Source organism: Synechococcus sp. RS9916, assembly GCF_000153825.1.
Lineage (GTDB): Bacteria > Cyanobacteriota > Cyanobacteriia > PCC-6307 > Cyanobiaceae > Synechococcus_C.
Genome location: NZ_DS022299.1, coordinates 141,390 through 165,006 on the forward strand (window position 1 = coordinate 141,390; position 23,617 = coordinate 165,006).

The 23,617-nt window shown below is 59.7% G+C and carries 40 protein-coding genes; 19 read left to right on the forward strand and 21 right to left on the reverse strand.

Features of this window, described 5'->3' with window-relative positions; genetic code table 11:
- Positions 1-1,776 (reverse strand): gamma-glutamyltransferase family protein, encoded by a 1,776-nt coding sequence (locus RS9916_RS00860; RefSeq protein WP_007097255.1) that lies wholly within the window; start codon positions 1,774-1,776, stop codon positions 1-3.
- A 91-nt stretch (positions 1,777-1,867) separates the two neighbouring features.
- Between RS9916_RS00860 and RS9916_RS00865 the strand changes: the two genes are divergently transcribed.
- The 4 genes from RS9916_RS00865 (at position 1,868) to RS9916_RS00885 (ending at position 5,037) form a co-directional block, all read left to right on the forward strand.
- Entirely contained in the window at positions 1,868-2,113 is a 246-nt protein-coding gene (locus RS9916_RS00865; protein ID WP_156777567.1) for a hypothetical protein, read from the forward strand.
- A gap of 447 nt (positions 2,114-2,560) precedes the next feature.
- Positions 2,561-2,785, forward strand: a complete 225-nt coding sequence (locus tag RS9916_RS00870) for a DUF2973 domain-containing protein (protein WP_007097258.1) — start codon at positions 2,561-2,563, stop codon at positions 2,783-2,785.
- A gap of 2 nt (positions 2,786-2,787) precedes the next feature.
- Complete coding sequence (locus RS9916_RS00875; protein WP_007097259.1) at positions 2,788-2,988, forward strand: hypothetical protein; 201 nt, start codon at positions 2,788-2,790, stop codon at positions 2,986-2,988.
- Between the two features lie 1,197 nt (positions 2,989-4,185).
- Entirely contained in the window at positions 4,186-5,037 is an 852-nt protein-coding gene (locus RS9916_RS00885; RefSeq protein WP_038023960.1) for a phosphatase PAP2 family protein, read from the forward strand.
- Positions 5,038-5,448: 411 nt separating this feature from the next.
- On the opposite strand, the gene RS9916_RS00890 is transcribed toward RS9916_RS00885, so the two are convergent.
- Together RS9916_RS00890 and RS9916_RS00895 are read right to left on the reverse strand one after the other, a co-directional pair.
- Entirely contained in the window at positions 5,449-5,658 is a 210-nt protein-coding gene (locus tag RS9916_RS00890) for a hypothetical protein (protein ID WP_007097263.1), read from the reverse strand.
- Positions 5,648-6,289 (reverse strand): HD domain-containing protein, encoded by a 642-nt coding sequence (locus RS9916_RS00895; RefSeq protein ID WP_038023963.1) that lies wholly within the window; start codon positions 6,287-6,289, stop codon positions 5,648-5,650. The genes RS9916_RS00890 and RS9916_RS00895 overlap by 11 nt, the downstream gene beginning before the upstream one ends.
- 226 nt (positions 6,290-6,515) lie before the next feature.
- On the opposite strand from RS9916_RS00895, the gene RS9916_RS14675 reads away from it, so the two are divergent.
- Both RS9916_RS14675 and RS9916_RS00905 read left to right on the forward strand, forming a co-directional pair.
- Positions 6,516-6,704, forward strand: a complete 189-nt coding sequence (locus tag RS9916_RS14675) for a hypothetical protein (RefSeq protein ID WP_007097265.1) — start codon at positions 6,516-6,518, stop codon at positions 6,702-6,704.
- 234 nt (positions 6,705-6,938) lie between these two features.
- Complete coding sequence (locus RS9916_RS00905) at positions 6,939-7,283, forward strand: tellurite resistance TerB family protein (protein ID WP_232199488.1); 345 nt, start codon at positions 6,939-6,941, stop codon at positions 7,281-7,283.
- Position 7,284: 1 nt separating this feature from the next.
- Here the strand turns inward: RS9916_RS00905 and RS9916_RS00910 are convergent, their stop codons facing one another.
- Positions 7,285-7,617 (reverse strand): hypothetical protein, encoded by a 333-nt coding sequence (locus RS9916_RS00910; RefSeq protein WP_007097267.1) that lies wholly within the window; start codon positions 7,615-7,617, stop codon positions 7,285-7,287.
- Positions 7,618-7,663: 46 nt separating this feature from the next.
- On the opposite strand from RS9916_RS00910, the gene RS9916_RS00915 reads away from it, so the two are divergent.
- Positions 7,664-7,867 (forward strand): hypothetical protein, encoded by a 204-nt coding sequence (locus RS9916_RS00915; protein WP_007097268.1) that lies wholly within the window; start codon positions 7,664-7,666, stop codon positions 7,865-7,867.
- A 9-nt stretch (positions 7,868-7,876) separates the two neighbouring features.
- Entirely contained in the window at positions 7,877-8,110 is a 234-nt protein-coding gene (locus RS9916_RS00920; protein ID WP_007097269.1) for a hypothetical protein, read from the forward strand.
- 1 nt (position 8,111) lies between these two features.
- Here the strand turns inward: RS9916_RS00920 and RS9916_RS14680 are convergent, their stop codons facing one another.
- From RS9916_RS14680 to RS9916_RS00940, 5 genes are all read right to left on the reverse strand, one after another.
- Complete coding sequence (locus tag RS9916_RS14680; protein ID WP_007097270.1) at positions 8,112-8,276, reverse strand: hypothetical protein; 165 nt, start codon at positions 8,274-8,276, stop codon at positions 8,112-8,114.
- A gap of 183 nt (positions 8,277-8,459) precedes the next feature.
- Entirely contained in the window at positions 8,460-8,693 is a 234-nt protein-coding gene (locus RS9916_RS00925) for a hypothetical protein (RefSeq protein ID WP_007097271.1), read from the reverse strand.
- Between the two features lie 162 nt (positions 8,694-8,855).
- On the reverse strand, positions 8,856-9,056 hold the full coding sequence (locus RS9916_RS00930; protein ID WP_007097272.1) for a hypothetical protein: 201 nt from the start codon (positions 9,054-9,056) through the stop codon (positions 8,856-8,858).
- Between the two features lie 48 nt (positions 9,057-9,104).
- On the reverse strand, positions 9,105-10,844 hold the full coding sequence (locus RS9916_RS00935) for an FAD-binding oxidoreductase (protein ID WP_007097273.1): 1,740 nt from the start codon (positions 10,842-10,844) through the stop codon (positions 9,105-9,107).
- An 87-nt stretch (positions 10,845-10,931) separates the two neighbouring features.
- Complete coding sequence (locus RS9916_RS00940; RefSeq protein WP_156777444.1) at positions 10,932-11,204, reverse strand: DUF1651 domain-containing protein; 273 nt, start codon at positions 11,202-11,204, stop codon at positions 10,932-10,934.
- A 115-nt stretch (positions 11,205-11,319) separates the two neighbouring features.
- On the opposite strand from RS9916_RS00940, the gene RS9916_RS00945 reads away from it, so the two are divergent.
- Positions 11,320-11,577 (forward strand): TIGR03643 family protein, encoded by a 258-nt coding sequence (locus tag RS9916_RS00945; protein ID WP_369791587.1) that lies wholly within the window; start codon positions 11,320-11,322, stop codon positions 11,575-11,577.
- Positions 11,578-11,620: 43 nt separating this feature from the next.
- On the opposite strand, the gene RS9916_RS00950 is transcribed toward RS9916_RS00945, so the two are convergent.
- Both RS9916_RS00950 and RS9916_RS14215 read right to left on the reverse strand, forming a co-directional pair.
- On the reverse strand, positions 11,621-11,827 hold the full coding sequence (locus RS9916_RS00950; protein WP_007097276.1) for a hypothetical protein: 207 nt from the start codon (positions 11,825-11,827) through the stop codon (positions 11,621-11,623).
- A 122-nt stretch (positions 11,828-11,949) separates the two neighbouring features.
- Positions 11,950-12,126 (reverse strand): hypothetical protein, encoded by a 177-nt coding sequence (locus RS9916_RS14215; protein WP_007097277.1) that lies wholly within the window; start codon positions 12,124-12,126, stop codon positions 11,950-11,952.
- A gap of 627 nt (positions 12,127-12,753) precedes the next feature.
- Between RS9916_RS14215 and RS9916_RS00955 the strand changes: the two genes are divergently transcribed.
- Both RS9916_RS00955 and RS9916_RS00960 read left to right on the forward strand, forming a co-directional pair.
- Positions 12,754-13,410, forward strand: coding sequence for a L,D-transpeptidase (locus RS9916_RS00955; RefSeq protein ID WP_038023967.1), 657 nt, complete (start codon positions 12,754-12,756; stop codon positions 13,408-13,410).
- Positions 13,411-13,561: 151 nt separating this feature from the next.
- Positions 13,562-13,807 (forward strand): hypothetical protein, encoded by a 246-nt coding sequence (locus RS9916_RS00960; RefSeq protein WP_007097280.1) that lies wholly within the window; start codon positions 13,562-13,564, stop codon positions 13,805-13,807.
- Positions 13,808-13,859: 52 nt separating this feature from the next.
- Here the strand turns inward: RS9916_RS00960 and RS9916_RS00965 are convergent, their stop codons facing one another.
- Positions 13,860-14,213 carry a hypothetical protein gene (locus RS9916_RS00965; protein WP_007097281.1) on the reverse strand — a complete coding sequence of 118 codons (354 nt, stop codon included), beginning with the start codon at positions 14,211-14,213 and terminating at the stop codon, positions 13,860-13,862.
- Between the two features lie 105 nt (positions 14,214-14,318).
- Here RS9916_RS00965 and RS9916_RS00970 point away from each other — a divergent pair, with 105 nt between their 5' ends.
- Positions 14,319-14,555, forward strand: coding sequence for a hypothetical protein (locus RS9916_RS00970; protein WP_038023970.1), 237 nt, complete (start codon positions 14,319-14,321; stop codon positions 14,553-14,555).
- A 105-nt stretch (positions 14,556-14,660) separates the two neighbouring features.
- Positions 14,661-15,056 carry a hypothetical protein gene (locus RS9916_RS00975; RefSeq protein WP_007097283.1) on the forward strand — a complete coding sequence of 132 codons (396 nt, stop codon included), beginning with the start codon at positions 14,661-14,663 and terminating at the stop codon, positions 15,054-15,056.
- Positions 15,057-15,071: 15 nt separating this feature from the next.
- Here RS9916_RS00975 and RS9916_RS14220 read toward each other — a convergent pair whose 3' ends face one another.
- Entirely contained in the window at positions 15,072-15,230 is a 159-nt protein-coding gene (locus RS9916_RS14220) for a hypothetical protein (RefSeq protein ID WP_007097284.1), read from the reverse strand.
- Positions 15,231-15,410: 180 nt separating this feature from the next.
- Between RS9916_RS14220 and RS9916_RS00980 the strand changes: the two genes are divergently transcribed.
- Complete coding sequence (locus tag RS9916_RS00980; RefSeq protein WP_007097286.1) at positions 15,411-15,635, forward strand: hypothetical protein; 225 nt, start codon at positions 15,411-15,413, stop codon at positions 15,633-15,635.
- Positions 15,636-15,662: 27 nt separating this feature from the next.
- On the opposite strand, the gene RS9916_RS00985 is transcribed toward RS9916_RS00980, so the two are convergent.
- Positions 15,663-16,121: a hypothetical protein gene (locus tag RS9916_RS00985; protein WP_038023001.1), complete on the reverse strand. Its 459-nt coding sequence runs from the start codon at positions 16,119-16,121 to the stop codon at positions 15,663-15,665.
- A gap of 82 nt (positions 16,122-16,203) precedes the next feature.
- Here RS9916_RS00985 and RS9916_RS00990 point away from each other — a divergent pair, with 82 nt between their 5' ends.
- On the forward strand, positions 16,204-16,914 hold the full coding sequence (locus tag RS9916_RS00990; RefSeq protein WP_007097288.1) for a hypothetical protein: 711 nt from the start codon (positions 16,204-16,206) through the stop codon (positions 16,912-16,914).
- An 8-nt stretch (positions 16,915-16,922) separates the two neighbouring features.
- Here RS9916_RS00990 and RS9916_RS00995 read toward each other — a convergent pair whose 3' ends face one another.
- Positions 16,923-17,771 (reverse strand): NAD-dependent epimerase/dehydratase family protein, encoded by an 849-nt coding sequence (locus tag RS9916_RS00995; RefSeq protein ID WP_007097289.1) that lies wholly within the window; start codon positions 17,769-17,771, stop codon positions 16,923-16,925.
- 212 nt (positions 17,772-17,983) lie between these two features.
- Between RS9916_RS00995 and RS9916_RS15010 the strand changes: the two genes are divergently transcribed.
- Positions 17,984-18,169, forward strand: a complete 186-nt coding sequence (locus tag RS9916_RS15010) for a hypothetical protein (RefSeq protein ID WP_156777445.1) — start codon at positions 17,984-17,986, stop codon at positions 18,167-18,169.
- A 16-nt stretch (positions 18,170-18,185) separates the two neighbouring features.
- Here RS9916_RS15010 and RS9916_RS01000 read toward each other — a convergent pair whose 3' ends face one another.
- The gene (locus RS9916_RS01000) at positions 18,186-18,467 is read right to left on the reverse strand and encodes a hypothetical protein (RefSeq protein ID WP_007097291.1); all 282 of its coding nucleotides are present in this window, start codon (positions 18,465-18,467) and stop codon (positions 18,186-18,188) included.
- 102 nt (positions 18,468-18,569) lie between these two features.
- Here RS9916_RS01000 and RS9916_RS01005 point away from each other — a divergent pair, with 102 nt between their 5' ends.
- Entirely contained in the window at positions 18,570-18,860 is a 291-nt protein-coding gene (locus RS9916_RS01005; protein ID WP_007097292.1) for a hypothetical protein, read from the forward strand.
- A gap of 363 nt (positions 18,861-19,223) precedes the next feature.
- Here the strand turns inward: RS9916_RS01005 and RS9916_RS01015 are convergent, their stop codons facing one another.
- The 4 genes from RS9916_RS01015 to RS9916_RS01030 form a co-directional block, all read right to left on the reverse strand.
- Complete coding sequence (locus RS9916_RS01015) at positions 19,224-19,535, reverse strand: hypothetical protein (RefSeq protein WP_007097294.1); 312 nt, start codon at positions 19,533-19,535, stop codon at positions 19,224-19,226.
- A 44-nt stretch (positions 19,536-19,579) separates the two neighbouring features.
- On the reverse strand, positions 19,580-20,044 hold the full coding sequence (locus RS9916_RS01020; protein WP_038023973.1) for a cupin domain-containing protein: 465 nt from the start codon (positions 20,042-20,044) through the stop codon (positions 19,580-19,582).
- A gap of 480 nt (positions 20,045-20,524) precedes the next feature.
- Positions 20,525-20,992, reverse strand: a complete 468-nt coding sequence (locus RS9916_RS15015) for a DUF4278 domain-containing protein (RefSeq protein ID WP_232199489.1) — start codon at positions 20,990-20,992, stop codon at positions 20,525-20,527.
- A gap of 398 nt (positions 20,993-21,390) precedes the next feature.
- Positions 21,391-21,879: a DUF411 domain-containing protein gene (locus RS9916_RS01030; protein WP_007097298.1), complete on the reverse strand. Its 489-nt coding sequence runs from the start codon at positions 21,877-21,879 to the stop codon at positions 21,391-21,393.
- Positions 21,880-22,207: 328 nt separating this feature from the next.
- Between RS9916_RS01030 and RS9916_RS14690 the strand changes: the two genes are divergently transcribed.
- Both RS9916_RS14690 and RS9916_RS01040 read left to right on the forward strand, forming a co-directional pair.
- Positions 22,208-22,372, forward strand: a complete 165-nt coding sequence (locus tag RS9916_RS14690; RefSeq protein WP_007097300.1) for a hypothetical protein — start codon at positions 22,208-22,210, stop codon at positions 22,370-22,372.
- 111 nt (positions 22,373-22,483) lie between these two features.
- Positions 22,484-22,756, forward strand: coding sequence for a hypothetical protein (locus RS9916_RS01040; protein WP_038023979.1), 273 nt, complete (start codon positions 22,484-22,486; stop codon positions 22,754-22,756).
- Positions 22,757-22,764: 8 nt separating this feature from the next.
- Here the strand turns inward: RS9916_RS01040 and RS9916_RS01045 are convergent, their stop codons facing one another.
- Positions 22,765-23,586 carry a PhzF family phenazine biosynthesis protein gene (locus RS9916_RS01045; RefSeq protein ID WP_007097302.1) on the reverse strand — a complete coding sequence of 274 codons (822 nt, stop codon included), beginning with the start codon at positions 23,584-23,586 and terminating at the stop codon, positions 22,765-22,767.
- Positions 23,587-23,617: the final 31 nt, after the last annotated feature.

Here is a 23,617-nt window from a genome sequence, read left to right on the forward strand (position 1 = left end):
CTAGGGCAATGCCAGCGCGGTGCCCTCCCGGCGCGGGTCAGCTGCCCCTTGCCACTGGCCGTTGCTCCGTTGCACCAGGGCGGTGCCGCTGCCGATGGCTTGCAGCCGTATGGGTTGATCGTTGCTATTGAGTTGCTCCACCACGAAGGGCCAGGCCAGGGGAGGGGTGCTCTCCAGCACCAGTGTTCCGCGGCGATTGGAGAGGTGGGGTAGGCCCACGGCCCGCTCGGCGGGTTCGTTCCAGATCAGCGAAGCCAGCAGCACCCGGCTGAGTAGGTGGGGAATGGTGCGACCGCCTGGGCTGCCCAGGGCCAGCACCGGATGCCCTCCCCGGAACACCAGTGTCGGCGCCATCGACGACATCGGCCGGCGGCCCGGCAGGCGCCGGTTGGCCACCGGCAGCCCCTGCAGCGTGGGGACAAAGGCGAAGTCGGTGAGCTGATTGTTCAGCACCATGCCGGCCACCAGGTGCCGACTCCCGAAGATCGTCTCCACCGATGCGGTGTAGGCGGCGATGTTGCCGCTGGCATCCACGATCGTGATCTGGGTGGTGCCCTCTTCCTTGCTGGGTGCGGGCCGGCCAAAGGGATAGCGGCTTACGCCCGGGGGCAGACCAGGTTCGGGTGTGGCATCGCCAGCACCTTGCAGATGTGCGGCGCGCTCCTTGATGTAGGCCGGATCCAGCAGGGCCGCGGCGGGCACGCTGCCACCCACCGGGTCATGCACCCAATAGAGGCGATCGGCATCGGCCCAGGCCTGGGCTTTGCCCAGTTGCCGCCAGACCGTGGGATCGTCTGGCGCCGATTCCGCCAGGGGCGTGCTCTGGTTGAGCAAGGCCAGGGTCTGCAGCAGCCCAATCCCGCCGCTGCTGGGTGGCGGCATTGTGCAGATCCGGTGCCCCAGCTGCTGGCTGCAGAGGGGGGCGCGGCGCACCACGGCATAGCTGCTCAGATCGGATGCGCTCCAGCCCCGGAAATTGGGCGTGGTGGTCTTCAAGGCATTCACGCCGCCCAGGATCTGTTGCGCCAGCGGCCCTGCGTAGAAGGCTGGCCCGCCCTCGCGGGCCAGGGTGCTGAGGGTGCGGGCTAAGGCCGGGTTGCGGAAGGGTTGATCTGCTGGTGGCGGTTGACCGCTTGGGAGATAGAGGGCCTGAAAGGCGGGGCTATGGGCCACCCCAAAGCGCTTGGCCAGGTGCAGGGAACGCAGAAAGCGGGGACTGGGCTTGAACCCATCGGTGGCTGTGCGGATGGCTGGTGCCAGGGTCTGGGCCCAGGGCAATTGTCCATGGCGTTGGTGGGCGTCCCACAGCAGGGCCACCGTTCCTGGGATGCCGATGGCCTGGGGGGTGCTGGTGGCATCACGCCAGGGCAACGGTGCCCCCGACGTGCTGAGCAAGTCGCTGTGCTGGCTGCGCTGCGGGGCCACTTCCCGGCCATCGAGCACCGCCAGGGTTTTCGCGTTGGCATCCCAGTAGAGAAGGAATCCGCCACCCCCCAGCCCGGAGCTCTGGGGTTCCACCACCGCCAGCACCGCCTGGGCGCTCACCAGGGCATCGATGGCACTGCCACCCGCTTGCAATGCAGCGATTCCCGCTTCTGTGGCGAGGGGATTGGCGGTCACCACCACCGCGCGGCCGCTGGCGGTGACACTTCGTTTGCGGCCGAGATCAGCGGTTTCCGGATCGTCGCGGCTGATCGGTGCTGCTGTGGCTGGAGCGGTGCCGCCGAGGGTCAGCACCAGCGCCAGTGCGTTGAGGATTGGGAAACGCGGGCGCAAGCGGAGCGGGTTGCTGGCTCCAAGTTTGAAGGGAGTCGCCAACGCCCGGGGATCTCAGCAAGATGACATTGTCTGGCTGGCAGCGGTGTCGATGAAGCCCATCAGTGCGTTTGGCTGGTCGTTGGGCATCGCACTGCTCTGCGGGTCCCAGGCCTTGGCCCAAACGAACCAACAGCTTTTGCAAGACGGCTTGATCAGCCCACTGGTGTTTGAGCTGTTGGAGCGACGTGGTGCCAAGACTCCTGAGCAGCGCTTCGCTGTGATCCGAGAAGCCTGCAGCGCGCGTCAGCTGCCCGACATCGACTGTGGGACTTCGAGGCGCCGAAGGAGCGATTGATCACCCGGCGGCCTGAAGGGCTGTGGGCCATGGGAAAGCCCCACCAAGGGGCGGGGCTCTCAGATCTCTCTGGCGCTTATAAAACGGCGATGACGTTTTTTGGGTTGTCCTTCACCGTGATTTCACGATCGCCCGGTTGCTGCGTTGAGCCTGTGATCGCGCTCACGGATGGTTGTGGGGTTGGTCACAGCAGCATCAGAGCAGCGGATCAGCCGTTGAAGCAAAAAAAGACCCCTGGAATCCCACTTCCAGAGGTCTCGTTCCTCTTCATGACTCGACTGCATCAGCATCCTGCCGGTGGTTGCTGGCGAGAAGCAGGAGAACCGCCCTGCTTGGTTCGGTCGAGACCACTCACCCCAGAAAACCGCCCGTTTCGGATTCCAATGCAGACGGCCCCGGCTAACGGCAACAGTCGTTAACCTTTCTTCATGTTTGGTTGGGTGGTCTGTGCTTTTCTCTCTTGCTTACGCCGCGGTCCTGGCATGCCTGCTTCTGCAAGCATTCAGGATGATGCGTTTGTCGTCTGCTTCAACAGCCAGCGCGAAGAGCGATCGCACTGGGCTTAAAACCGTTCACCCAGAATTGTTGGACGAGAATGGTTTGGTGACGACTGAAGAGCTTTGGTCTGTGCGCTTCTCAGACAACGAAGGCGTTGTGGTTCCGGAGGCCTGAACATGACCATCGATTCCCGTTGCCAGGAGCAAAAAAACATCGCCGACAAGATGTTTATGGACTTCAAGTACACGAAGCCAGGGTCTGATGCTCAGCTCAAAGCCCTCAAGACCTTGAGTTTTCTGATCGGCATGTGGGGCGACTTTCTGTCCCATGAAGAACGGCGCATGGCGTCTGCCCTCACCCTCGAATCCAGCAGTTGAACAGCACACCCTCGCTTAGGCCTGAACAAGGGAAAGCCTCAGTTCAGCCACCTGAAGCGCCATGCCTATGAAGGACAGACCCCTTGTTGACTGGACCCCGCAGTGGAACCGGGAAGGCTTGCTGCTATCGGCTCGGCACCGTGATCACATCAACGCAACGCCCCGCAATCCGCGGGGTTTTTTATTGCCCGATCCGTAGACAGAGGTCATCACCCCGTCTAGCCAATAAAGCGGGGGTGATGACCAAAGCGGTGGGGCGTTTCGACGCAACCGCACCAGACGACCCGGTGTCCCACCTCGGTCGCCTTCACTTCCTAGCCACGGCTGCTCAGGACGTCAGCATCGACGGCTATCGGCAATGCGCCAGTCGATCTTCCCATTGCCGAATCGCATTGAGCTTCTCAAAGCTGCTTTTCGACCGAGGTCAGTGACTCCGGGACATTGCGACTTAGATCCATGGCCTCTGCCCTGAGGCCTGAACAAGGGAAAGCCCCGCCACTGGGGCGGGGCTCTCGGATATCTCTGGCGCTGATGGAACGGCGATGACGTTTTTTTGGTTGTCCTTCACCGTGTTTTCACGATTGCCCGGTTGTTGAGCAGAACCTGTGATCGGGCTCACGGCTGGCTGTGAGGTTGGTCAATTCCCGCATTGACAGCTTCAAGGCCATAGGAGGCCATTTCACCACTGGGCCTGACATTGGAGACACAGCATGTGGTGCTTTCATCACCCATGAGGAGAACATTCAGCAAGTCACGCCCAGGGCTCGTGCCTGAAAGTGATGGGGACTCAGGCACTGGCTTCCTGAGTTGATCCGGTGAGTAGGAGCGTTCCACCACGCTTCTGCTCTCCTCCGGGTGATGCAGAAGCGGTTCACACAGCGCCTTTGCTTTCCCCGGGTGATGGGTTGTGAGCTGTTAGTTCTTTGAAGAGGGCGCTAACAGTTCATCACTCGTGAGTTTGTGCTGGTGAGGGCTTGGATGGGTTTCACCAGTACGACTTTCTTTCAGATCCACAAATTGTTGGCTAAGGCCAATCAAGCAACGCGAGATCAGATGATTACTGCATCGAGGACCATTTCTCTTTGGCGGATCTAGCCCTTGAGGGCGTTGTGGCGGAGCATCCCCTTAGGGGAGATGGGCGATTCGTAGCCAATGGCTCCAGGCATTGCTACCTACAAAAAAGTGAAACACCAAGCCATGGCTTCAAGCAGCATCGCCGGGAGCATGCTTGCCATCGCAGCAACCCTCTCACTGTTGGCAGGTCCGGCCTTCGCTGAGCCGGCACAGCATTGCGAATCCAATATTGGCTCTCCAGACAATCTCAAAGAGTTGAAGCATGGCTTGGTGGAGGGATACCTGCCCCCGAGCTCACAGCCGAATTCACTTGAATTGCTTCCCGCCCCACCACAAGCAGGCTCTACTGCTTATGCGCTCGATGTAGAGACAGCAGAAGCCACATTTCCCCTTCGAGGCACGCCGCGTTGGGACCTGGCGGCACGCGATGCCAACTTGAATTTTCCAGCTGCCGCATCGATCTATTCCTGCGCCTTGGGCGTTCCAATCTCCAAGGAGGAAACGCCGCGTCTCTACACCCTGTTGCACCGAACGCTCACCGATGCCGGTCTGGCAACTTATAGCGCCAAAAATCACTACCAACGACCTCGCCCCTTCACTGTCAACAATCAGCCCATGTGCACACCTGAGGATGATGAACTCCTCCGAAATGATGGGTCTTATCCATCAGGGCACACCGCCGCAGGCTGGGCGTGGGCATTGGTGTTGAGTGAAGTGGCGCCCGAACGGCGTGATCAATTGGTGGCACGCGGTATTGACTATGGCAAGAGCCGCAGCATCTGCAATGTGCATTGGCTCAGTGATGTGCAGGCCAGTCAGATTATTGGGTCTGCTGCCGTGGCACAGCTCCACGCTGATCCTGTCTTCAGAGCCGATCTACGTGCAGCGGCCTTGGAAGTGAAGGCTTTGCGTGAACAAGGCCGCAAGCCTGATAGCACCTACTGCTCACTGGAGATCAAGGCATTAAGTCAATAACAACAACAAGCGATCTGGTTTGGATGGCTCGCAAGTGATTTTTATTTTTTGAAGATGGTTTTGAGCCTGTGTTGAGCGGTGCAGGCTTGTGCACTCGTCATGGTGCGAACATGACGGGTGGCTAGCCAGGCACCGCTGATCAACGTGTCGGTTATGGCCTTGAGGCCTGAACAAGGGAAAGCCCCACCACTGGGGCGGGGCTCTCGGATATCTCTGGCGCTGATGGAACGGCGATGACGTTTTTGTGGTTGTCCTTCACCGTGTTTTCACGATTGCCCGGTTGTTGAGCAGAACCTGTGATCGGGCTCACGGCTGGCTGTGAGGTTGGTCATGCGCTGATCACTGAGCTGAGGGATCAGCTCGCTTGGGGCCATTCGTTGCAGAGGGTGCGGTAAAGCTCCTGCTCGATGGTCATGCCGGCATGCCCAGCGCCTGGGCCACATGGGTTTCCCAAAGCGTTTCTGCATTGGCGGGAGACAGATCGAACCAGCGGCTGGTGGGAGTTAAGTCTTTCAGGCGCCGGTAGGGGCAGTGCGGCACCGGTCGCCAGTGCGGTCTCTGGTGCAACGGCACGCTTTGGTTGCCGTAGGTAATCGAGCTCATCGCAAGGTCAGCGGTCATGGCGTTCGGGGTAGCTATTGGCCCACTGCTCGGCGTTGGATCCAGCCGGAATCAGGTGTTGATAGGCGTTGCTGCTGAGGATTTCGCTCACTGCTTCCCCCAGCCGTTCCACTGATCGGCTGCTGGGGAGGCGCTTCTCCAGCGCCTGATGCATCTGCAGCAGATACCAGGCACTGCCATCGAGGCCGGCATTGAACTTGCTCCACATGGCTGGATCACGCCGCGCATCCAGCACCATGTCGCCGGCGTTGTGGGCCTTATCGGCGGCGGTCACCAGAAGGGAGCTGATCGGTTTGCTGGCCAGGGAGTCGAGGTAGCGGGTTTTGCGCAGCAACCAGGGTTCTTTCGCGCCCGGTCTGGCCTCGGGGGAGGTGTCGGTGCAGTCGCGCACGATGTCGGCCACTGCCACCCCAAAGCGCTCGGCGATTGATGCATGGGTCTGGCCCGCGTCTTCGATGGCGTCGTGTAGAAGGGCTCCGATTGCCTGATCTTCATTGCCGCCGTCTTCCCACACCAAGGCGCTGACGCTGATCAAATGCGCGATGTAGGGAATCGGCTTGCCTTTGCGTCGCTGCTGGCGATGCAGCTCCTCGGCCCATTGCAGTGCTTCGCCGTAGCGGGGAGTGGTCATCACTGGCTTGCTATTGAACCCATCGGCGCGCTCCTCCACTGTCAAGCCAACCCGTCTGCACGCAAACCCTCAGTTGAGGGATTGAGGCCGAGCGATGCCTCCCTCAGTTGAGGGATTTGGATTTCCGCTGGTTCCGTATGCCTGAAGCAAGGCAATTTGGTGCTCTTGGGCACATCAAGTGGCCACCGCGACGATTTACGAGTGACTTGCTGATTGCCTTCTGGTGATGTCTTTCGACAAGCTTGACCGCACCACTCAGTACATCGTCAACGCAAAAACGCGTGCCTCTGCGCTGCTGCATGAGAAAGAGCCAAAGCTCACGGCTTTGGAGAAAGCGTTGTGGCTGAAATTGAAGCGGGGGCAGCACACCTCAGGCTTAAAGAGAGGTCGCTCCGGTGACCGCTTTGGCGCATGACGCTCTGCCATGAAATAGCTGTCTTCCTGTGAAGATGCTTGCGCTAAGTGGAATCACCTAACGCATCAGGCCTGTGTTGTTTGCAACATCACTGGCTGGTGAGCTGAGGCCATAACCAAAGTTCTGTTGTCCTCAGTGATGGATTCGTTAACTGCATTTGCGGCTGTTGGCTTGGCCGCTGTGTCTTGGGATAGCCATTTCACCCCAGCGGGCACGCGGGCATTTCGCCATGCCTTGGATTACCGCGAGCCGTTCTGCCAGATGAGCGATGGCGAAATGATTGCCCTTCTGGACGATCTTTTGGACTTGCGACGCTCCTTAGGGGCTCACGAGATGATGCTGAAGGCCGCGAAATGTCTCACGAATGCGCAGTGCATGACGGCCTATGCCATGGCCTCCGAATTGATGCGCTCCGATGGCCCCTTCGAGCCAGAAGAGCGCCGCTTTCTGGATCACCTTGCGGTGGTTTTGGAGATTTCAAAATTCGAAGCGCAGCGTATCGATGCGGTGTTTGAAATCTTTCATGCCCGGCTCACCCTCAGCAGCACGCTTGAGCTGAATCCTGTTGTCTCTGTCTGAATCACTGCGCTGCTTGCTTCTGCTGATTCAGGAGCTCAGCCAGCAGGGCGGTGTCGATGCAGCTGACCATTTGCTCGATGCATCCATAGGTGTGCCCGTGGCCGATTTCAAACCGCTCGGCAAAGGCCTCGGCATCGAGGTTGTCTTGCCAGTGCAGCGCGTTCTGGCGACCCCAACGCTCCACCGCTTCGGCTGAAGCGCAGTTCAGCGCCTCTTCATCACTGGTTGGTTCGCGTGCGTTGAGTAGATCCAGCCCGCAGCGATGGGTGGCGGGCTCGATCTCGCCCTGCTCCAGCAGTTGATCGAGGCGGTGTCGGGCTTGGCTGCAATCCATTTCGTCAGTCTGCCGGGGGCTTGAGAGGCCTTGGCTGCAGGCGTGTTTGCCCACCCTGCGCACCTCCTCCCGCAAATACCTGCAGGTGATCGAGCGCGAACAGCCGGTGATGGTGGTGAAGGTGGCAGACCTCAAAGGCGTGAGCCTCGGCGATTCCATTCCCGCCTGGCGCTGGCGCGGTGGCGAGTACTTCCAGTACCCGGTGCTGGAACGCAAAGCCGCCTCACACAGCGGTGCTGCCGTTGGTTAGAAGGGCGCCATGACCCAGTTCGAGCGCAACCAGATCCGCTCCCGGCTCTACCGGTTGGAGCTTGATGAGCAGTTTGTGGAGCGCTACCTCGCCAAGCTCGACCGCAATTGCGAGTGCTACGCAATGGCGTGCCGCACCATCGATCGCTGGGAGAAACCCGACCCCGCCGCCACCGTGCTCCAGGCGCTGGTGTGCGGTCTGTTGGCAGCAGGGTTTGGGGCCTGGCTGGCGCTTGTGGGTTAGGTCAGCCGTCCATGGATGGGAGCATGCCTTGCGGCCCGGTCGGCAACGGGTCGGGCTTGCCATCAGCGATGGCTTTGGCCCGTTGATAGAAGCCACTTTCGGTGACGCCACTCTTTTCCAGCTCTGCGGCGATTCTGGCCCAGTTGTCGCGTTCAACTTGATCCATGGGCTCTTCTCTGGAAGGCCCATTGTCTTGGTTTCAATCCGTGGCTGACGTGCCAATTCACACTGCGGCGTCCCATGCGCTGTGCTGGGTTTGAAGGTCCTGACGATGGCCAACAAAAAAGCCCCGCCATCAGGCAGGGCTCCGAAGCTTGGAAGCAACAGAGGCTTCCTGTCGTGCAGAGGCTCAGTCGTCGAACACTTTGCACATCGGCGAACCGGGATGGGTGTCGCAGATCTGATCGAGAATCTTGTCGCGGTGGCGGCTCTCGGGGTTGTTGATTCCGGCATCGTGCTCAGCATCAAACTCTTCTTTGCCGTGCTTTTCGAGGGTGTGGAACGGCACCTCGTACTTGCCGTATTTGTCGTCGGTGTTCGACGGTGACTCAAATTCGTCGTACTGCTGAGTGTTTTCACTCATCGTTCAACGTCCCCGCGGAAGTTTTACGTCTTTTCGAAGTTAAACCGTTCTGAGCACTAATGAAGGGTTTGGGCGGACAGTTCTGAACATCACCCGTGCCCAGGCCAGTTGTTGCGGTGAAGCGGTGAGCAGTTGCTGACATGGCCAAGGGCCGAGCTCAGGTCAACGCATCACCAGCCATGTCAGAGAAGCTCCCAGCCCCAAACCCTTGAAGAACTGCGCCCAGGTCAGCCCGTAGGTGTCCAGCCCCAGGCTGCGCATCATCCAATTCAGCACCTCTTTGTGCTTGCGAACCAGCAAGGAGCTGTCGGCGGTGTTCAGCTGTTGAAAACGCTTCAGGTTCAGTTCCGCCAGCTTGGCCATCGCCTCTCATCCCGGTTGCTCCGGACTGTAAGGACGCTGGCTGAGGCGTCAGCTGTTGAGAGTGCCGATGCCGTTGTGCACCCGGAACAGGTTGCTGGGATCCACCCGCCGTTTGATCGCTTGCAGCCGCTTCAGGTGCGGCCCCCACTGGGCCGGGCCCGCCTGCTTGAGGAAGAAATCGGTTTCATTGCTGTAGGTGCCCGCCTCGGGGAAAAGCTGGCGCAGGGTGGCCAGCACCTGCTGCACTTGATTGGCGTCTCGCCGCCCCTGCGCGATGTCGGGTTCATGACCCGCCAGGCCCGGGTAGCGGTATTGCTGAGCTGAAGCGCAGATCACCAGCGCTGCGGCCTCGTAGCAATCCGGATGCAGGGCGGTATCTAGATCGCGCTGCCGGGCTTCCGTGGCTTCCCCTGAAAGGCCCTTGTTGATCTGGAACGTGAAGCCGCGATGGCGTGAGGCGTTAAAGAAGGCATCCGCCACCTGATCTGGTCGTTGCTTCAGCGCCTGGGTCGGAATCCAGAGCGAGTCGTAGCTGTTCCAGAAAGCGCCCACTTCCCCCTGATTGCCGTCCCACCAGAACCGCCCTTGCGGGGCCCCTGGTTGGTCGTCGCGGGTCACCATTCCCGGCTTCATGCGCTCCCAGGCCTCGGCATTCCAGATATCTGCAAAGGGCATGAAGGTGAACTCCGGTGCCACGCGGAAGCGGTCGGGCTGGGCCCGGAACGGGGCCAGCAGCGTCTCCAGACTGCTGCGCACCTGCGCGTCCGGCAGATCGAGGGCGGTGAGCAGGAAGCCCAATCTGTTGTCGGGGTTGAACTGGATCTGCTCTCCCCAGTGGGGATTGTCGAGATGGCTTGGGTAGAAGCGCAGCACCGCTTCGATCAGCTCGCGGTAGGCCGCGTCATCGCTGGCCTGCACCCCACCGGTTACCAGCCCCAGCCGTGTGGGGATCGGGTGGCTCAGGAGCGTGATCGAGCTCAGCACAGCGAAACTGCAGGCGCCGCCGCCGCGCAACGCAAAAAACAGATCGGGATCCTGGTGACTGTTCACCCGCCGGATCTGGCCGTCGGCGGTGACCACTTCCGCTTCCAGTAACCCGGCGGCACCACTCCCGTAGCGCTTCGAGAAGCTGCCGAAGCCACTGCCGAGGATGAAGCCACCGCAGGCCCCCACGCTGGTGCAACCGCCCCCCTGCACATAACGCCCCGCTGCGGTTGCGGCGGCATACACATCCAGCCAGCGCACGCCTGCCTGCACCGTGATCGCTTGCAGCGGAGCCGTTCCCGCTGGTGCTCCCTGGGGCATAAATGCCTCGTGCACCCTGATGCCCTGCATCGGCTGCGTCCACAGCAGCAGCGAATCGGGAGCGCAGTTGCGGCCCAGGTAGTCGTGTCCGGCGCCTTTCACCACCAGCCGCAGTCGATGCTGCCGGGCAAATCGCACCCCAGCGGCGAGATCAGCAGCTGATTCTGCGGCGATGGCGCGGGTGCTGGCCACTGCTGTCCAGCCCCCGAGCCAGCCGGTGGATTGCAGCCCCTCCGGCTGCTCCTGGATCCAGAAGGGATTGCGTAGTTTCTTCAGCACGGCTGCGGTGGCGTTGCGCCACGGCAGCTGGGGGGTCAGCAGTCGGCCCTGCAGCTGCTGCTCCAATGCGGCCCAGGCCCCGCGCCCCGGTTGGCTGCCCGCGTGCGCCGCCCGGGGCAGGATGCGCACTGCGCTGGCGGTGGCCAGAGTCGTCCCCACCAGTTGCAGCAGCGCTCGCCGCGTCCATCGGCCCTGCCTGGTCATCGCGCTACGACTGGATCCTTGCCATCAGTGTTGGCAGCATCAGCGCTGCTGGCCACTGACGCCTGCGCAATCGCAATGCCTGATCGCTCAGCGCACAGGCCCATGCACGCGCTGCCAGCCGCCCTGCTGCAGCGTTGACCAGCGATCAAGGGCTTGCGTCAGGGGGATCACCTGCCGTCCCTGAGGCTCAGGGAGATGGGGCGGCACCCAGTGAAAACGTCGCACCTCGATCAAGGCGTCGCCACGCGGTGTGCTGTGGGCGCGAAAGTGGAGCAGCTGGTTGTTCTGGCCGTGGGCCAGCCAGTCCCCCGAGGCTGCAAATCCCCCGTGTTGGCTTGGTGCTGGGATAAGCATTGCCATGTCTGCATGCTCGCCAACCCAGTCGCGGACGGTGGTCCCGTTTGTGCATTGTTTGGATGTCACGACCGCTGCATTCGGTTCGTAGCGTCGTGGCCAATCGCGATCACTTGTGGCGGTGCCCAATTCCGTGAATGTGGCGGCCCTGTCCGATCAAGACCTGGATCGAGTGATTGAGATGGCCTGGGAAGACCGCACCAGCTTTGAGGCGATCCACTACCAGTTCGGTCTTTCGGAAGCGCAGGTGATTGCCCTGATGCGCGCTGAGCTCAAGGCGTCGTCGTTTCGAGCTTGGCGCAAGCGGGTGAGTGGGCGCCCCACCAAGCACGCCATCACCAATCCGTCCAACCGCTTTCGGGCCAGCTGCCAGCGCTGATCAGCATTTCTGGGGGAACTCCACCAGCAGGTTGGCGTTGCCTTCAGCAGAAGCGATCGTCGAGCGAGCACAGCTTCTGATTGGCAAACCAGGCGCGCCAGGTTTCCTGGGGCCGCCGGTAGATCAGCTTTAGCGGCCAGAGCACCAGGGTGAGCAGGGTTTGGATCAGAGTGGTCTCAAGCCAGCAAGCCAGACGGATCCCTAGGCCGGGGGCCGCGGCAGAGCCGGCGGTTGTGGAGGGATGCAGCACTGCAGTGGCCCTGGTGTCTTGTTTTTAATTAGCCGTCTTTTTCGGGAGCGGCATCGGTGCTTTCACTCTGATTTCAACGTGAAAACAACCTGATTTCAGCGTTGAAGCGCGAGTCTCTGGGATCAGTCGTCGAAGGCGAAGCGACTTTGTGGTTCCAGGTTGTTGCTATTGCGGCTCAGGTATTGGGCGTTGCTCCAACCTTTCACGATCATGCAGCCCTTGTTCCCGCAGACGCGGAAGTGGTTGTCGCCAAGGGCTTCGATGCTGCAGGCCGCGGAGCGTGGTGGACGGGTTTGCATTGGCCTCCTAATGAATTCAGCCATTTAGTTAGCTAACACGAACCGTTGGTCCCATTGGGTCTTGGGAGAAGAATCGCAAGGTGGGAATCGGCGTGGCAGCGTGTTGTTGTTGCCTGAGGTGTGATGGCGTCGACCGCCAGCAGCTGGCTGATGCCCACGCGCCTCTGGGATGCGCTGGTGCGTCAACGCATGATCGGCCGCTGAGCTCTGTCAGCCCCCAGTCGTATTGAGTCGTATTTCAGTGCTTCCCTTGATCCCGGGTGGGGCCCTATGAAGGTGGGCGGAAGGGCCCGAGCAGGGCTTTTCTCCTCACACCCCCCAAGAGGCTGCCGGAAGGGGCCTCTTTTTTTTGCCCTGGTGTTGATGCCTCGTCAGCAGCGCTGGCACCAGGGCAAAAAGAAACCCCCGCCGAAGGCAGGGGTTCCGAAAGCTGCTCAGGAGTGTGACCTTGTTTCCACCCCGAGAAGCTTTATCTCCTCACGAACGAATACTAGCCAGACGAACTGGCACTGTGACAGTTGGGTCTGGACCAGAAGCTGGGTTGGCACAGCTGCTGGTGGGGCTTTGTTGCAGGCCGTGCAACTCCCGCCATCCTCGCCAGGATGGCGTCAGCGCTTCCGCTTCAGCATGCGACGTTCCCATCCGTTCGCAGCCCTGGCCTTGGCGGCTGTGCTGGCAGGTTGCAGTGGTGACAAGACTGCGGCAGAGGGTCCCTCGGCGTTGAGCGGCCCGATCACCATCGCCATTGATCTCAAGGCGCCTGGCAAGAGTGAAGGCGAGATCCTCCGGGGTGATCAGCGCACCGCGTTTCAGGTGGGCTTTGGGCGCTACGGCGTCACCTGCGCAGGCACCCGCTTTGAGGAGGGATACACCCCCCTAGGGCGTTTCAAGGTGAACGCAATCCTGAGTAAGGATCAGTTCGTGATGGATCCGAACTTGATCAAGCAGTCCGGTAAGAGCGAAGCCGAGCTCAAGGCCAGTCTGTTCAAGAACATGAATGCCATCGATTTCAGTGGTGATGGCGAGACAGGCGAATATGGGATTGGTTACATCAGTCTGGAGCCGATCGATAGCGTCAAGCAGCCGTTCAAGTTCAACACCTACGACGGCAAGTTTCGTTGGTATAGCTTTGCGATCCATGGCAGCAACAATGAGAAGCGCATCGGTGAGAAGGTCACCGGTGGCTGTCTCAATGTCAAGGAGTCTGTGCTCCGGGAGTTGCTCGAGACCTTGAAGTTGGGGGATGAAGTGGTGGTGACCGCCAACGGTCCCTGCACGCCGTGATCGCAGCGCTCCGCCTTGCACTGTTGATAAGCCAATGTTGATCAGTCGTTAATCTTCAAGCGGCGAATCTTCTCTCCTGAACTGTCGTCATTGCTGCAGTCGGTTGTGGGTTTTGTGTAGTGTTTTTGGGATAGGATTGCTTAGAAATTAGATGTCGCGTGCAACACGTCTGATCAAACGCCTCGATCGAGCCCTCGAGGCTTACGACAGTTTCGGCGATTCCCCTGAAGCGTTTGTGGATGCGGTCTATGCCGAAGTTGAAGACGATGTTGAAACCCTGGTGGGCAAATCCAAGCCGTCCCACTGGGCTGAGCTGTATGTGGAACGGGATCGGGCGCTGATCAAGCAGCAGGTGCTCAACCGGGCCATGTCGCTTGGTGCCTACGGCCAGAAGTAAGTCGGGGCAAGCTGGCGCTCAGTTTCATCCGTGCAACGGACGCCCACAGCCATCACCGTGATGCGCGATCCGTTCTGCCCTGTTGCCAAGCCAGGAAATCGTTCACCAGGCTGCCGATTGATTCCACAATCACGCCTGCGCTGAGCAAGGCCATGGCGAACTGCAGGATGGGATCGAGCCGCCATCCCTGGAAAAACAGAATGCCACCGACCAGTGGCAACGCCAGGGCGCGGCCCAAGCCCTGCACCACGGTGGTCAGGGTGTTGAACACCACCTGGGGGGTGAGATCGGCCCGGCGCTGAAGTTTGAAGATCAATTGGGGCACGGTGAGAGCCGCAGCCACCACCCCATAGCCAAAGCAGACGATCCCGATCAGGGACGCCCAGTTGAGGCTTGCGTTGACCATCGCTTCAGCGTGCTGCTCGCCTCACTGTGCTTGGGCTGCAACGTTTTGCCCACGGCGCTACATCTGAGTTCGCGACAATTCACGCAATCGATCGACGCCTGGGCGATGTTGCTCAATCCGTTTTGCCCCATCAGCGCTGCCAAGATCGCAAGCCTGAAGGCCACCGTGGCGCTGTTGTTGCTGCTCCTGATCAAGAGCAAGCTGCTGCGCGTAAAGATGTCGTTATTCGGCAGTCTCCTTGCCCTTCACATGTTGGTGGGTTTCCTGATCACCTCAGGGCTGCTCACGCTCGTGGCCGGTGGTGCTGTGGCCTATGCGGCGACCCAGCGCAAAACCGCTTGAGCAAGCCCTGGCTAGTTCTGGTGAAGCGGTGGATGAGCTATGCGTTGTCGATCTGTGCCTGGTTGGGGCGTCACCATTGGATGCCTGAGCCTTTTGACAGGCTGTATGGGAGGCGAGCTGCTCCATCGCTTTACGTTTTCACCCGAGGCGATTGAGGCTCAGCAAACGAGCCTCAGCTTGCGCAAGGGAGAACGCTTGCAGTTCTGGAACAGTCTCGATGTCAGTTACCAGAAGGGAACAGCGCTGACCTTCAAGATCGAGGTGAAACCTGACAACGGCAAAGAAGAGTCGACCGTTATCTGCGATGCCCTGAATCCCTCGCTCACGATCATGAGCGCAACGGTGGAACACAACAGCAGCATCAGCAAGTCGTGGAAGCAGGCGCGGATGAATTGCAGTTTTGGTCCTCTCTCGGAAACCCAAACCGTCTCGATCACTGCATTGCCAGCCGCCTCAGGGCCGGTCCAAGTCAAGCGTTTGATCCTGGAGGTGAAGCGCTGAATGATCGCTCGCAGATCAGCGGTTCGCTGCAGGTTTGGAGGCGGGTTTTGCAGCTAAGGCTGCTTCCAGTCGCTGAAGTTCGGCTTCGCGTTTGGAGGTGGCTGTGCTGGATTGAGCCATGGATTGGCGTTCCCGCTGCTTGGCCAGAGGCCTAGGCGTTGGGAGGGGGGCCACTTCGTTAGAGACCCGCAAACCCTACTGACCTGTCAGGGAATGGCAAGTGTTTTTGGCCTTTTGAAGTCCGTCTCCCTGGAGTGGGGGATCACACAGCCCGCGATCGCACCCAGCTGGCGGTGATGGCCCTGCTCTATGGCCTGATCGATCCCTCGGGTAAGGGGCTTCTAGCCTGAACCGATGGGACTCCAACTGCATTCCGCCGACTTCCTCCACGACGACGGCATCACTTATTGCATCAAGCGCGACGCGCTGGACCAGGACTTCACGATCTATGAGTTGCGCGACGGCGAGTGGGTCGACAGCGGTTTGGATCAGGCTGTGCAGGACATGAACTTCGCTGAGTTCAAACGCCTGGGTCTGTTGATCAAACGGATCATGGACGCCGACCAGTGGGTCGCTTGACCGCATCAATGGAATGACGGGTTTGCGTCAGCGGTAGCGCTGCCAATAATGCTCGAGCAGCTCCATCAGATCGTCTGGTTTTTTGCCAAACCCACTTGGCAGGGAATGCGGCGTGTTGTTGGGGCCCACCCAGAAGGTCACCAGCCGGCTCTTGTTGCCGTAACCGGTGTGCAACGTTGTGATTCCGAAGCCGTTGATGTCACCCCAGCGGTGGTGAGAGTCTCGAAACAGGACGCGCAGACGGATGCCATCAGGCCCCAATTTGATCCAGCTGCTGTTCGGCCACAGCATCAGCAGAGACACCAACAGTCCAGTGCCGCCGAGCAGGATGCCGAGCGGAACCGCCCAAGCGGCTGTGTCGCTATCGCTGCCCAGCCATTGCAATCCCAGCATCCCCAGACCGGCGCTCCCCAGCATCACCAGCAGCCAGTTGATTGTGCTGGGTTTGAGCGTCATCGACTCCGGAAGTGCATCAGAGGATGTCATCGCGTGCCACTGCAGTCGTGAGGATGCTCAGGTTTGCACGCCTGTCTCGATGTGATTAGGTGGAATCAGCAGTCAAAGCGTGATGAAACGTTGGCCTTTGATGGTCGCGGCCTGGTTTGGTCTGCTGGGTCCCATGCCTGCTCTCGCCCAGCAATGCGACATGCGGCCAACGGTGAGAGCCCTTGTTGCACCTTGGAGTTTCGGCGACAAACAATTTCTTGGTGGTCGCACAACGATCAACTATTTCATTGAAATGGAGCCACGTCGTTACACCGTGGTGGTCGGCGATCTTGAAGGAAATGTTGGGGCTGGTAGCCCACGGAAGAGCTTTCGCGCCGATCCTTTTTACGCCCATGAGAAAGCATTGGCGAAGAAGCTAATCAGGGCCACTGATCGCCTGATTGCTCTCGATTTTCGCGAGGTGCGTCGGCAGCAGGATGCCGATCTCGTCATTGTTGGTTATTGCGATCAAAACGACCGCTTAGAAGGTTCAGCGCGTCAAAACCTTGCCGGCACGCAATACATCATGATTCTCAACGGATGCCTTGGGATTGCAACGGGTCAGACGGATGCTGTTTACCTGTTTCTGCATGAATTTGGCCATACGCTCGGACTTGAGCATCCCTTCAGCAATGTTGATGGAGATTGCCTCTACGACGACAAGCCCTTCTCAGCGGCTTCGGCCCACGCCGGCATCACGGTGATGGCTTACAAGCCTCGTCCGGGTGGGCCGCCACGGTTTTTCACCGACTACGACATTGAGGTGTTGCGCCGCATCTGGGGACCGGAATAAATTCGGTTTCAGACCTTCACGGCCTCCAGCATCGAAGGTGAGCTGAATCGGAAGCCTGCGTCCTTGATCTTGCGGTTCGACACCCGGGCATTGAGCATGCGCGATCCATTCGGTTCTGAGTGACCCCACAGAACGGGTGGCAGCCCATCGCGGTCACAGATCAGGGTCGAAAGCTCTCTTCGGCTGAGCTGCATATCGTCCACCAGGTTGTAGATCCCCCGCAGGTTGTGCCTGAAGGCAAACGCCACGCCTTGGGTGATGTCGAGGATTCCGCTCCATGCAGGCACGGCATTGCCGTTTTTGGGCACCTGTTGCCCCGCAGCCCGTTGAATCATCGCCACCATGTCGCGTCCTGGTCCGTAGATCCCGCCCAGGCGGAGCACGCAAATGCCGGTGTCGGGGCGATCAATGCTCAGCAGCTGGTCTTCGGCGGCGGCCAGCAGGGCGTTGATGGGATTGCTGGTGTCGAGCCGGCTCTCTTCGTCGACGGCCTGGCCTTGCTGGTCGCCGTACACCCCCGTGCTGCTGATCAGGGTCACGTGCAGCGGACGATGACTGGTTCGGCGCCGCAAGGCGCGACCCAATCTGCTGATGCCCTGAGCAAACACGCTTCGATAGCCCTCTCCTTGCTGGGTTGGCGCCACGCTGATCAGCAGGCCATCCAAGTCATCCACAAAGCTCAGGTCCCCATCGGGATCGGTGAGATCAACTTGATGGGCTTCGTGCACCAGCTCTTGCAACTCTGGGATGCGTTCCGCTGAACGGGTGGTGCCCACCACGTGATGGCCTCCGGCCTTCATCAGAACCGCCACATCGCTACCCACATAGCCGCAGCCGATCACGCCGTAGGTCGCCATGGTGATTGCACAAGTGGAGATGTTTTAACGGTTTTGCGCGGTTGACCTGTGCAGCTGATCTGACGGTTTTCCAACCCAGCTGTCAGTTTTTTCTGACGTCGTGCTCTGTAGTGTTCATCAGGAACAGATGGATTATTTCAGGAGCGGTAAAGCTTGGTCTGCGAAGTAATTCTGTTTTGATTACTGATACCCTGCTGGTCTCAATTCATCGCATGGCGACGCGTCTCAATAGGCCAATTTCTTGGCATGATGTCAGCAACCATGGCTCACGATCGCTGTTGATTTCAGAGCAGCGCGCGAAGGCCTGTTTTCACACCTTGGAAATGCTCGGGGCAGGATCGGTCACGACCGATGGCCGAGGCACCCTGCAGTTCTGCGCTCTCGGCCAGTTCGGTTGAGTCCCGTTGATGGCGTTTACTGAGAGCGTTCCAGCTGCTGCCGGCTGAACTGTTCCAGCACGGCCAGGAAATCGGCTTCGATCGGTGGAGTGCTGAAGCGCGTGGTGCACTGCACGCAGAAGCGGATCCAGGTGGCGGCGATAGGACCGCCCGAGGCCATCACGGTGGCGTAGGCCTGCTCAAAATCAGCGCCGGAGTTCAACTGCTCCGCGATCGCTGCGTAGAGCGCTTCCATTCCCTCGATCTGAGGATCGTTGTACACCGCATGGATTGCGGTCAGGTCGGGGGTGTCGGTCATGGTCAAAATCCTGTCACCACGACAGTCGTGGGGTGCCTCACCATGGCGGTGATCTGTTGCTGCTGACTTTGGCTACCTCTGGAGTAGCGCGCGCCCGTCTCCATGTGTCTGATCGCGTTTCTGGGGCTTCTTGCGCCCCGGGTGATCCTGCTGTTGTGCTGGTTGTTCAACAGTGCCTTCGTGCTGGCACCGTTCGCTGGCTTTGGTGTTCCCAACCCTCTGATTCCTCTGTTGGGCTTGGTGCTGCTGCCCACCACGACCCTGGGGTATTGCTGGGCGGTGGCGGGTTTCGGAGGCCTGTCGAGTTTCAGTGGCGTGCTGGTGGTGGCCGTGGGTCTGGCCATTGATCTGGGGTTGATCGGTAATGGCCGCGGTGCAGCCCGCCGTTCATGAGCGGACGCAGACACACATCGGCCTGCCGCATTCAATCCAAAGAAAATGTGAAAGAGAAAATTGATTTTGCTTGGTGATTAATACTCAAAAATACTGATTGATCTTTAGCTTTCCTTTCTAGTCGTCAGGATTTAGTGACCGTAATGTGTCGGTCATCGGACCGTACATAGCTATGAAGGCAATACCTGCTTCGCCGCTCTCCTGTTTGAAGTGGAGAGACGATGGCGATCTGTCAGACCACGACACTGCAGCTCTGGTGGCTCGCTTGGTTCGTGTGGAGAAATCCAGGCGCAGCCTCCAGGACCACCACAACCACAAGCTCGGAAAAGCGGCGAAGCCAGTGATTCCGGCGCCGTTGGCGATTTAGGCGTCGCTGTTCAGCTGCTCACGCACCCGCTTCACCGCCAGGCCCGCTTCGCTGGCGGTCACACCACTGAGCAGCACCAGGCCCAGCAGTCCGATCAGCTGGTTCTGGGGGGCTTCCGGTCCCGAGGTGCCTCCACCAAGGGCAGCGCCCACTACAAACCAGGCCGTGGAGAGGATCGAGGTGATCCAGTAGGCCTTCCAGCGGCGTTGGTAGAGATAGCCCGCACCCAGGCCGGGCAACACGTTCAACAGGGCACCCACCCAGCCGGCGGACGCAGCAAGCACCTGATCGCGGCTGGGAGGGGTCATGGGTGTTGTTCTGAGGCCCCGCACTCTGGCGGATTTCGGACCGCTCAGGGGGTGAGCACCGTCACTGGCAGTCCTGGAGTGCCGGCGTAGAACACGATCACCTCCACCTCGCTGCCCGGCAGAGCTCTGCCGAAATGCACCCTATTCACGACTTCAATCAGGGCTTCTCCGGCGCCGAATTCACGTGTGCCGCCGCCCTTGAGTTGCACTTCGAGCCGCCCTTTGGTGATCACCGCAGCATTAATCACCGGATGGGTGTGCAGCGGCAAGGTGACGCCGGCGGGGATGGTGATGCGCAGGATCTGGATCTCGGGCTGGCTGCGTGGATAGGCCGGCAGGGTGTCGCCATCCCACTCCTGGGTGGATTTCGCCAGGGTTTCCACCTGAATGCCCAACGCCTTTTCCTTGCTGCCACCGTGGGCAAGGGCGGCCGGGCTTTGGAGCATCGTGTTGGCCAGCAGCGCAAGGAAGGCCGACACGAAGGCAGTTGTTGGCTGGATCCTGGCCATGGTGCTCTGCTGGCTTCGATCAGTCTGGCGAGCTTCTCCGAACTGTCCTCGGATGGGGATCGTCAGTGGTGTGGTGGCAGGGGGATGCTGAAGCTCATCCAGGCCGAATGGGTCTACCCGACTTGCCGACCATGAAGCTTGATCACGCTCGCGCCGAACCGATGGGAACCTTGATCGTGGATGGTCGCCATCAGCCATTCCGAGCTTTGGCCTGCGCACTGGGTCCTTCGGCGATTTCTATCCTTAGCGCTCGCTGAACAGGATTGCGTTTGAGATGCAGTCAGGTTTTTAACTTGGATCGGTCTTGGCTCTGAAAATCTTCCGATCCAAGGTCGCGCTGTGGTGCGTGTTTGTGCTCAGATTGGATTGAAGCATCATTGCTCCTTCTTGATCTGATCCAACACATGCAAAGTAGAGCATATGTTGGATGTCGCTGTCTTTAAAGAAGGGTTTCATGCCGTGAAAACGACGCTGAAGGCATCAAGCGTGATGAGCCGCTAAAAACTCCTCGTCGGCTTCGCGCATGGCTTCGGCATCATCTTGGAACCAGCAGCCATAGAGGAGATGGGTGATGCGATCGACGTCCATCCCACGATCTCCCACTTCTTCCCATAATCGCTTGGCCAGTTCTGCGTCACCGCGCTGGAACTGGGCCTCGGCCAGGTCGCGGGCCACGGCCAGATACGCCTGCCGGTCGTTACGCAGTCGCGCTTCGGCACTCGCGCACTCTGATTTGGGGGCGTCCTTGATGTATTGGATTCCGCGGTAGTTCAGCTGGGGATGGTGATCGCGCTTCAGCTGGGCGCGGCAGGTGTTGTAGTGCTGTTGGTGGTAATTCAGTTCCCGGCAAGCCTTGGGTGCAGGCTCGTGGTGAGTGGTGTACGTCTTGCCCCGATACAGAAGAGTCGTCATGAGTTGTTCCGGAGAAAGCTCAGGTCCCCGTTCCATGGCCTGAGTCGAGCTGCGCCCCGCATGGGCGGGGTGAACGTTGGTAGCGATTGCTACAAAGTATTCAAGCAAGCTTGGCTCTCGGAGTCCGAGTTGTTGTGATTTTCTTTATCACCCTTGGTTTTAAGTGCTAATGCTTAGGTCTTGCAAAGGTCTTGCATCCTGCTGTTCCAATTGATGGGTCGCTCTTGGATCTTGCCGGTTGGATGTATTGCCTTGTCTCTTTCGCAGTTGGCAATGTCTCGGAGGTTTTCCAGCAGCCGCAAACTGGGTGTTGCTAATTTTTCTGGGGTTGGTGTCGATGACACAGAGGGTTTTAAGCTTGTGTCCGTTTTCTTCTTTGAGCCGATAGCCCACGTCGATGCGATTATTGGGCTGATTTGTTGCTCTATCGTGAGTCATTCGTTCGTTTGCGGATAGTGCTCATAAACGGTTGTGTGGCTGTTTTTGTCAATGGCCAGCACTGCGTAGGGCTCCGGCGTGATGCCGTCATCGTCCATCCCTGGTGAGCCCATCGGCATGCCAGGAGCTGTAAGGCCGCGAATGGAGAGATGTTCTGTTAGTAGGCGGCGAATGGCGGCGGCTGGCACATGCCCTTCGATGACGTAGCCCTCCACCAGGGCGGTGTGGCAAGACTCCAGCTCCGGGATGATTCCGTTGGAGGATTTCACTGCGTCCAGGTTGTTGCTCACTACATCAGTGATGACAAAACCAGCAGCGCTGAGGTGGTTCTCCCAGGAGGTGCAGCAGTCGCAGCTGGCGGAGCGATGCACCACCACCTTGGGGTTGGTTTGTGCCTGCGCACTGGCCGCAGCAACCAGCAGCACCAGCAGGCTGCTGAGCAGATAGCCGGTCATGCGCAGGAGCAGGGATTGCAGCGAAGTCATGCAGCCGCTTGGGGAGTGAAAATGCTGATGTGAGCACCCATGCATCCTGGCTAGGGAATGGGGCAGATGCCGCTGGACCCATGGTCACACGCACCCCCACACTTCATGAGATTGATCAGCACAGTATTGGCTTGATGTTGATCTGGTCATTCATCGTCCTGACCCTGGTGGTCACTGCATTTCCATTGATCGCTGTGTTCAGCTAAATTCAGAGGGATTTGGAAGGAGTTAGGTACAACAACGTGGGTACTTTGTTCTTCGCAATCTGAGGAGGATTTCTCCCGCATTCGTTTTAGTGTCATCGCACTGTGACGGGTGGAGTTCTCTGATGGCGACCCTGGCTCTGGCGAGTGTGACTAATCCTGCTCTTGAGGAACGCGATGCGATCGAGTCGTATTTCGAATGCATCACCAGTTGTGATTTGAATGACGGTGTTTGTGTGGAGCACTGCGTGGTGGTGCATCTGCGTGCGGAGCCTGACGACGACGGATGACGGACGTTGTTGCCGTAGCGGCCCCTGATCGCTGAGTAACCCCACTGGGGTGGAATGCTCCTGTCAGAGATGACTGGGCGCCCTAAAGTGATCTCAATGAGAGAGGTGCTGATGACTCTTCTTCTCGTGTTCAACCTGCTGCTGGTTGCAGTGATCCTCACCGACTATGTGGTGCGGCAGGTGCTGGAGCGTGTCGGGGACTGGCGCCGGGTGCAGAAGATGCTCTCCGGTCACCCTGAGATGAAAGGGGTCCACCCTGACCAGGATGGCTTGGTGGTCTTTGATATCGACGAAGACCTCGGGTCCTTCATCCTCGATAACGAGGACCCTGGAGAAAACCGACCTTTTCGCGTGGTGGTGCCCGACTTCGACGACGAAGACTGACGCTCGGCTCAGGTCACTGGGTCAGGCAAGTGCAGGGTCCCGCGCAGAAAGGGCACGACCCGGCCGCTGATGAGCACCCGCGTGCCATGCATCTGGCAGTGCAACGTTCCTCCCCGTGCCGACAGTTGGCGCGCATGCAGCGACTGCTTCCCCAAACGCTGGACCCAGTAAGGCACCAGGCTGCAGTGGGCGGAGCCAGTGACCGGATCCTCCGGGATGCCGATTTTGGGTGCGAAAAAGCGGCTCACCAGATCCACGTGTTCACCTGGCGCGGTCACGATCACCCCCCGGCCATCCAGCTGTTCCAGGGCCTGAAGGTCGGGTCTGAGGGCGCGGATCTCCGCCTCGCTGGCCAACACCGCCATCCAGTCGGCACCGCGATAACAGCTTTCAGGTACGCGTCCTAGACCTTGGATCAGGGCGTCGGGTGCGGTGCAGGGTTCGCTGTGCTGCACCGGGAAGTCCAGCGTCAGCAGTGGGCTGTTGTTCAGTGACGCGTTGTCTGGTGACCCGTTCCGCATCACTTGCAAGGCACCACTGTGGGTGTCGAAGTGGAGGGCTTTGCGCTCCGGAGCCAGGCCAAACATCACCTGGGCGGCGGCCAGGGTGGCGTGTCCGCAGAGATCCACTTCGCATCGGGGCGTGAACCAGCGCAGATCGTGGCGCTCCGTTCCGCATCTCACAAACGCCGTTTCCGAGAGATTCAGCTCAGCGGCGATGGCCTGCAGCAGGGCATCGGGAAGCCACTGGTCGAGGACGCAAACGGCGGCCGGGTTGCCTGTGAAAGGTCCCTCCGCGAAGGCGGCCAGTTGTTCGATCGGAATCTGCATGGGCTGTGCCTGCCGCAGGCCGACGGAGATG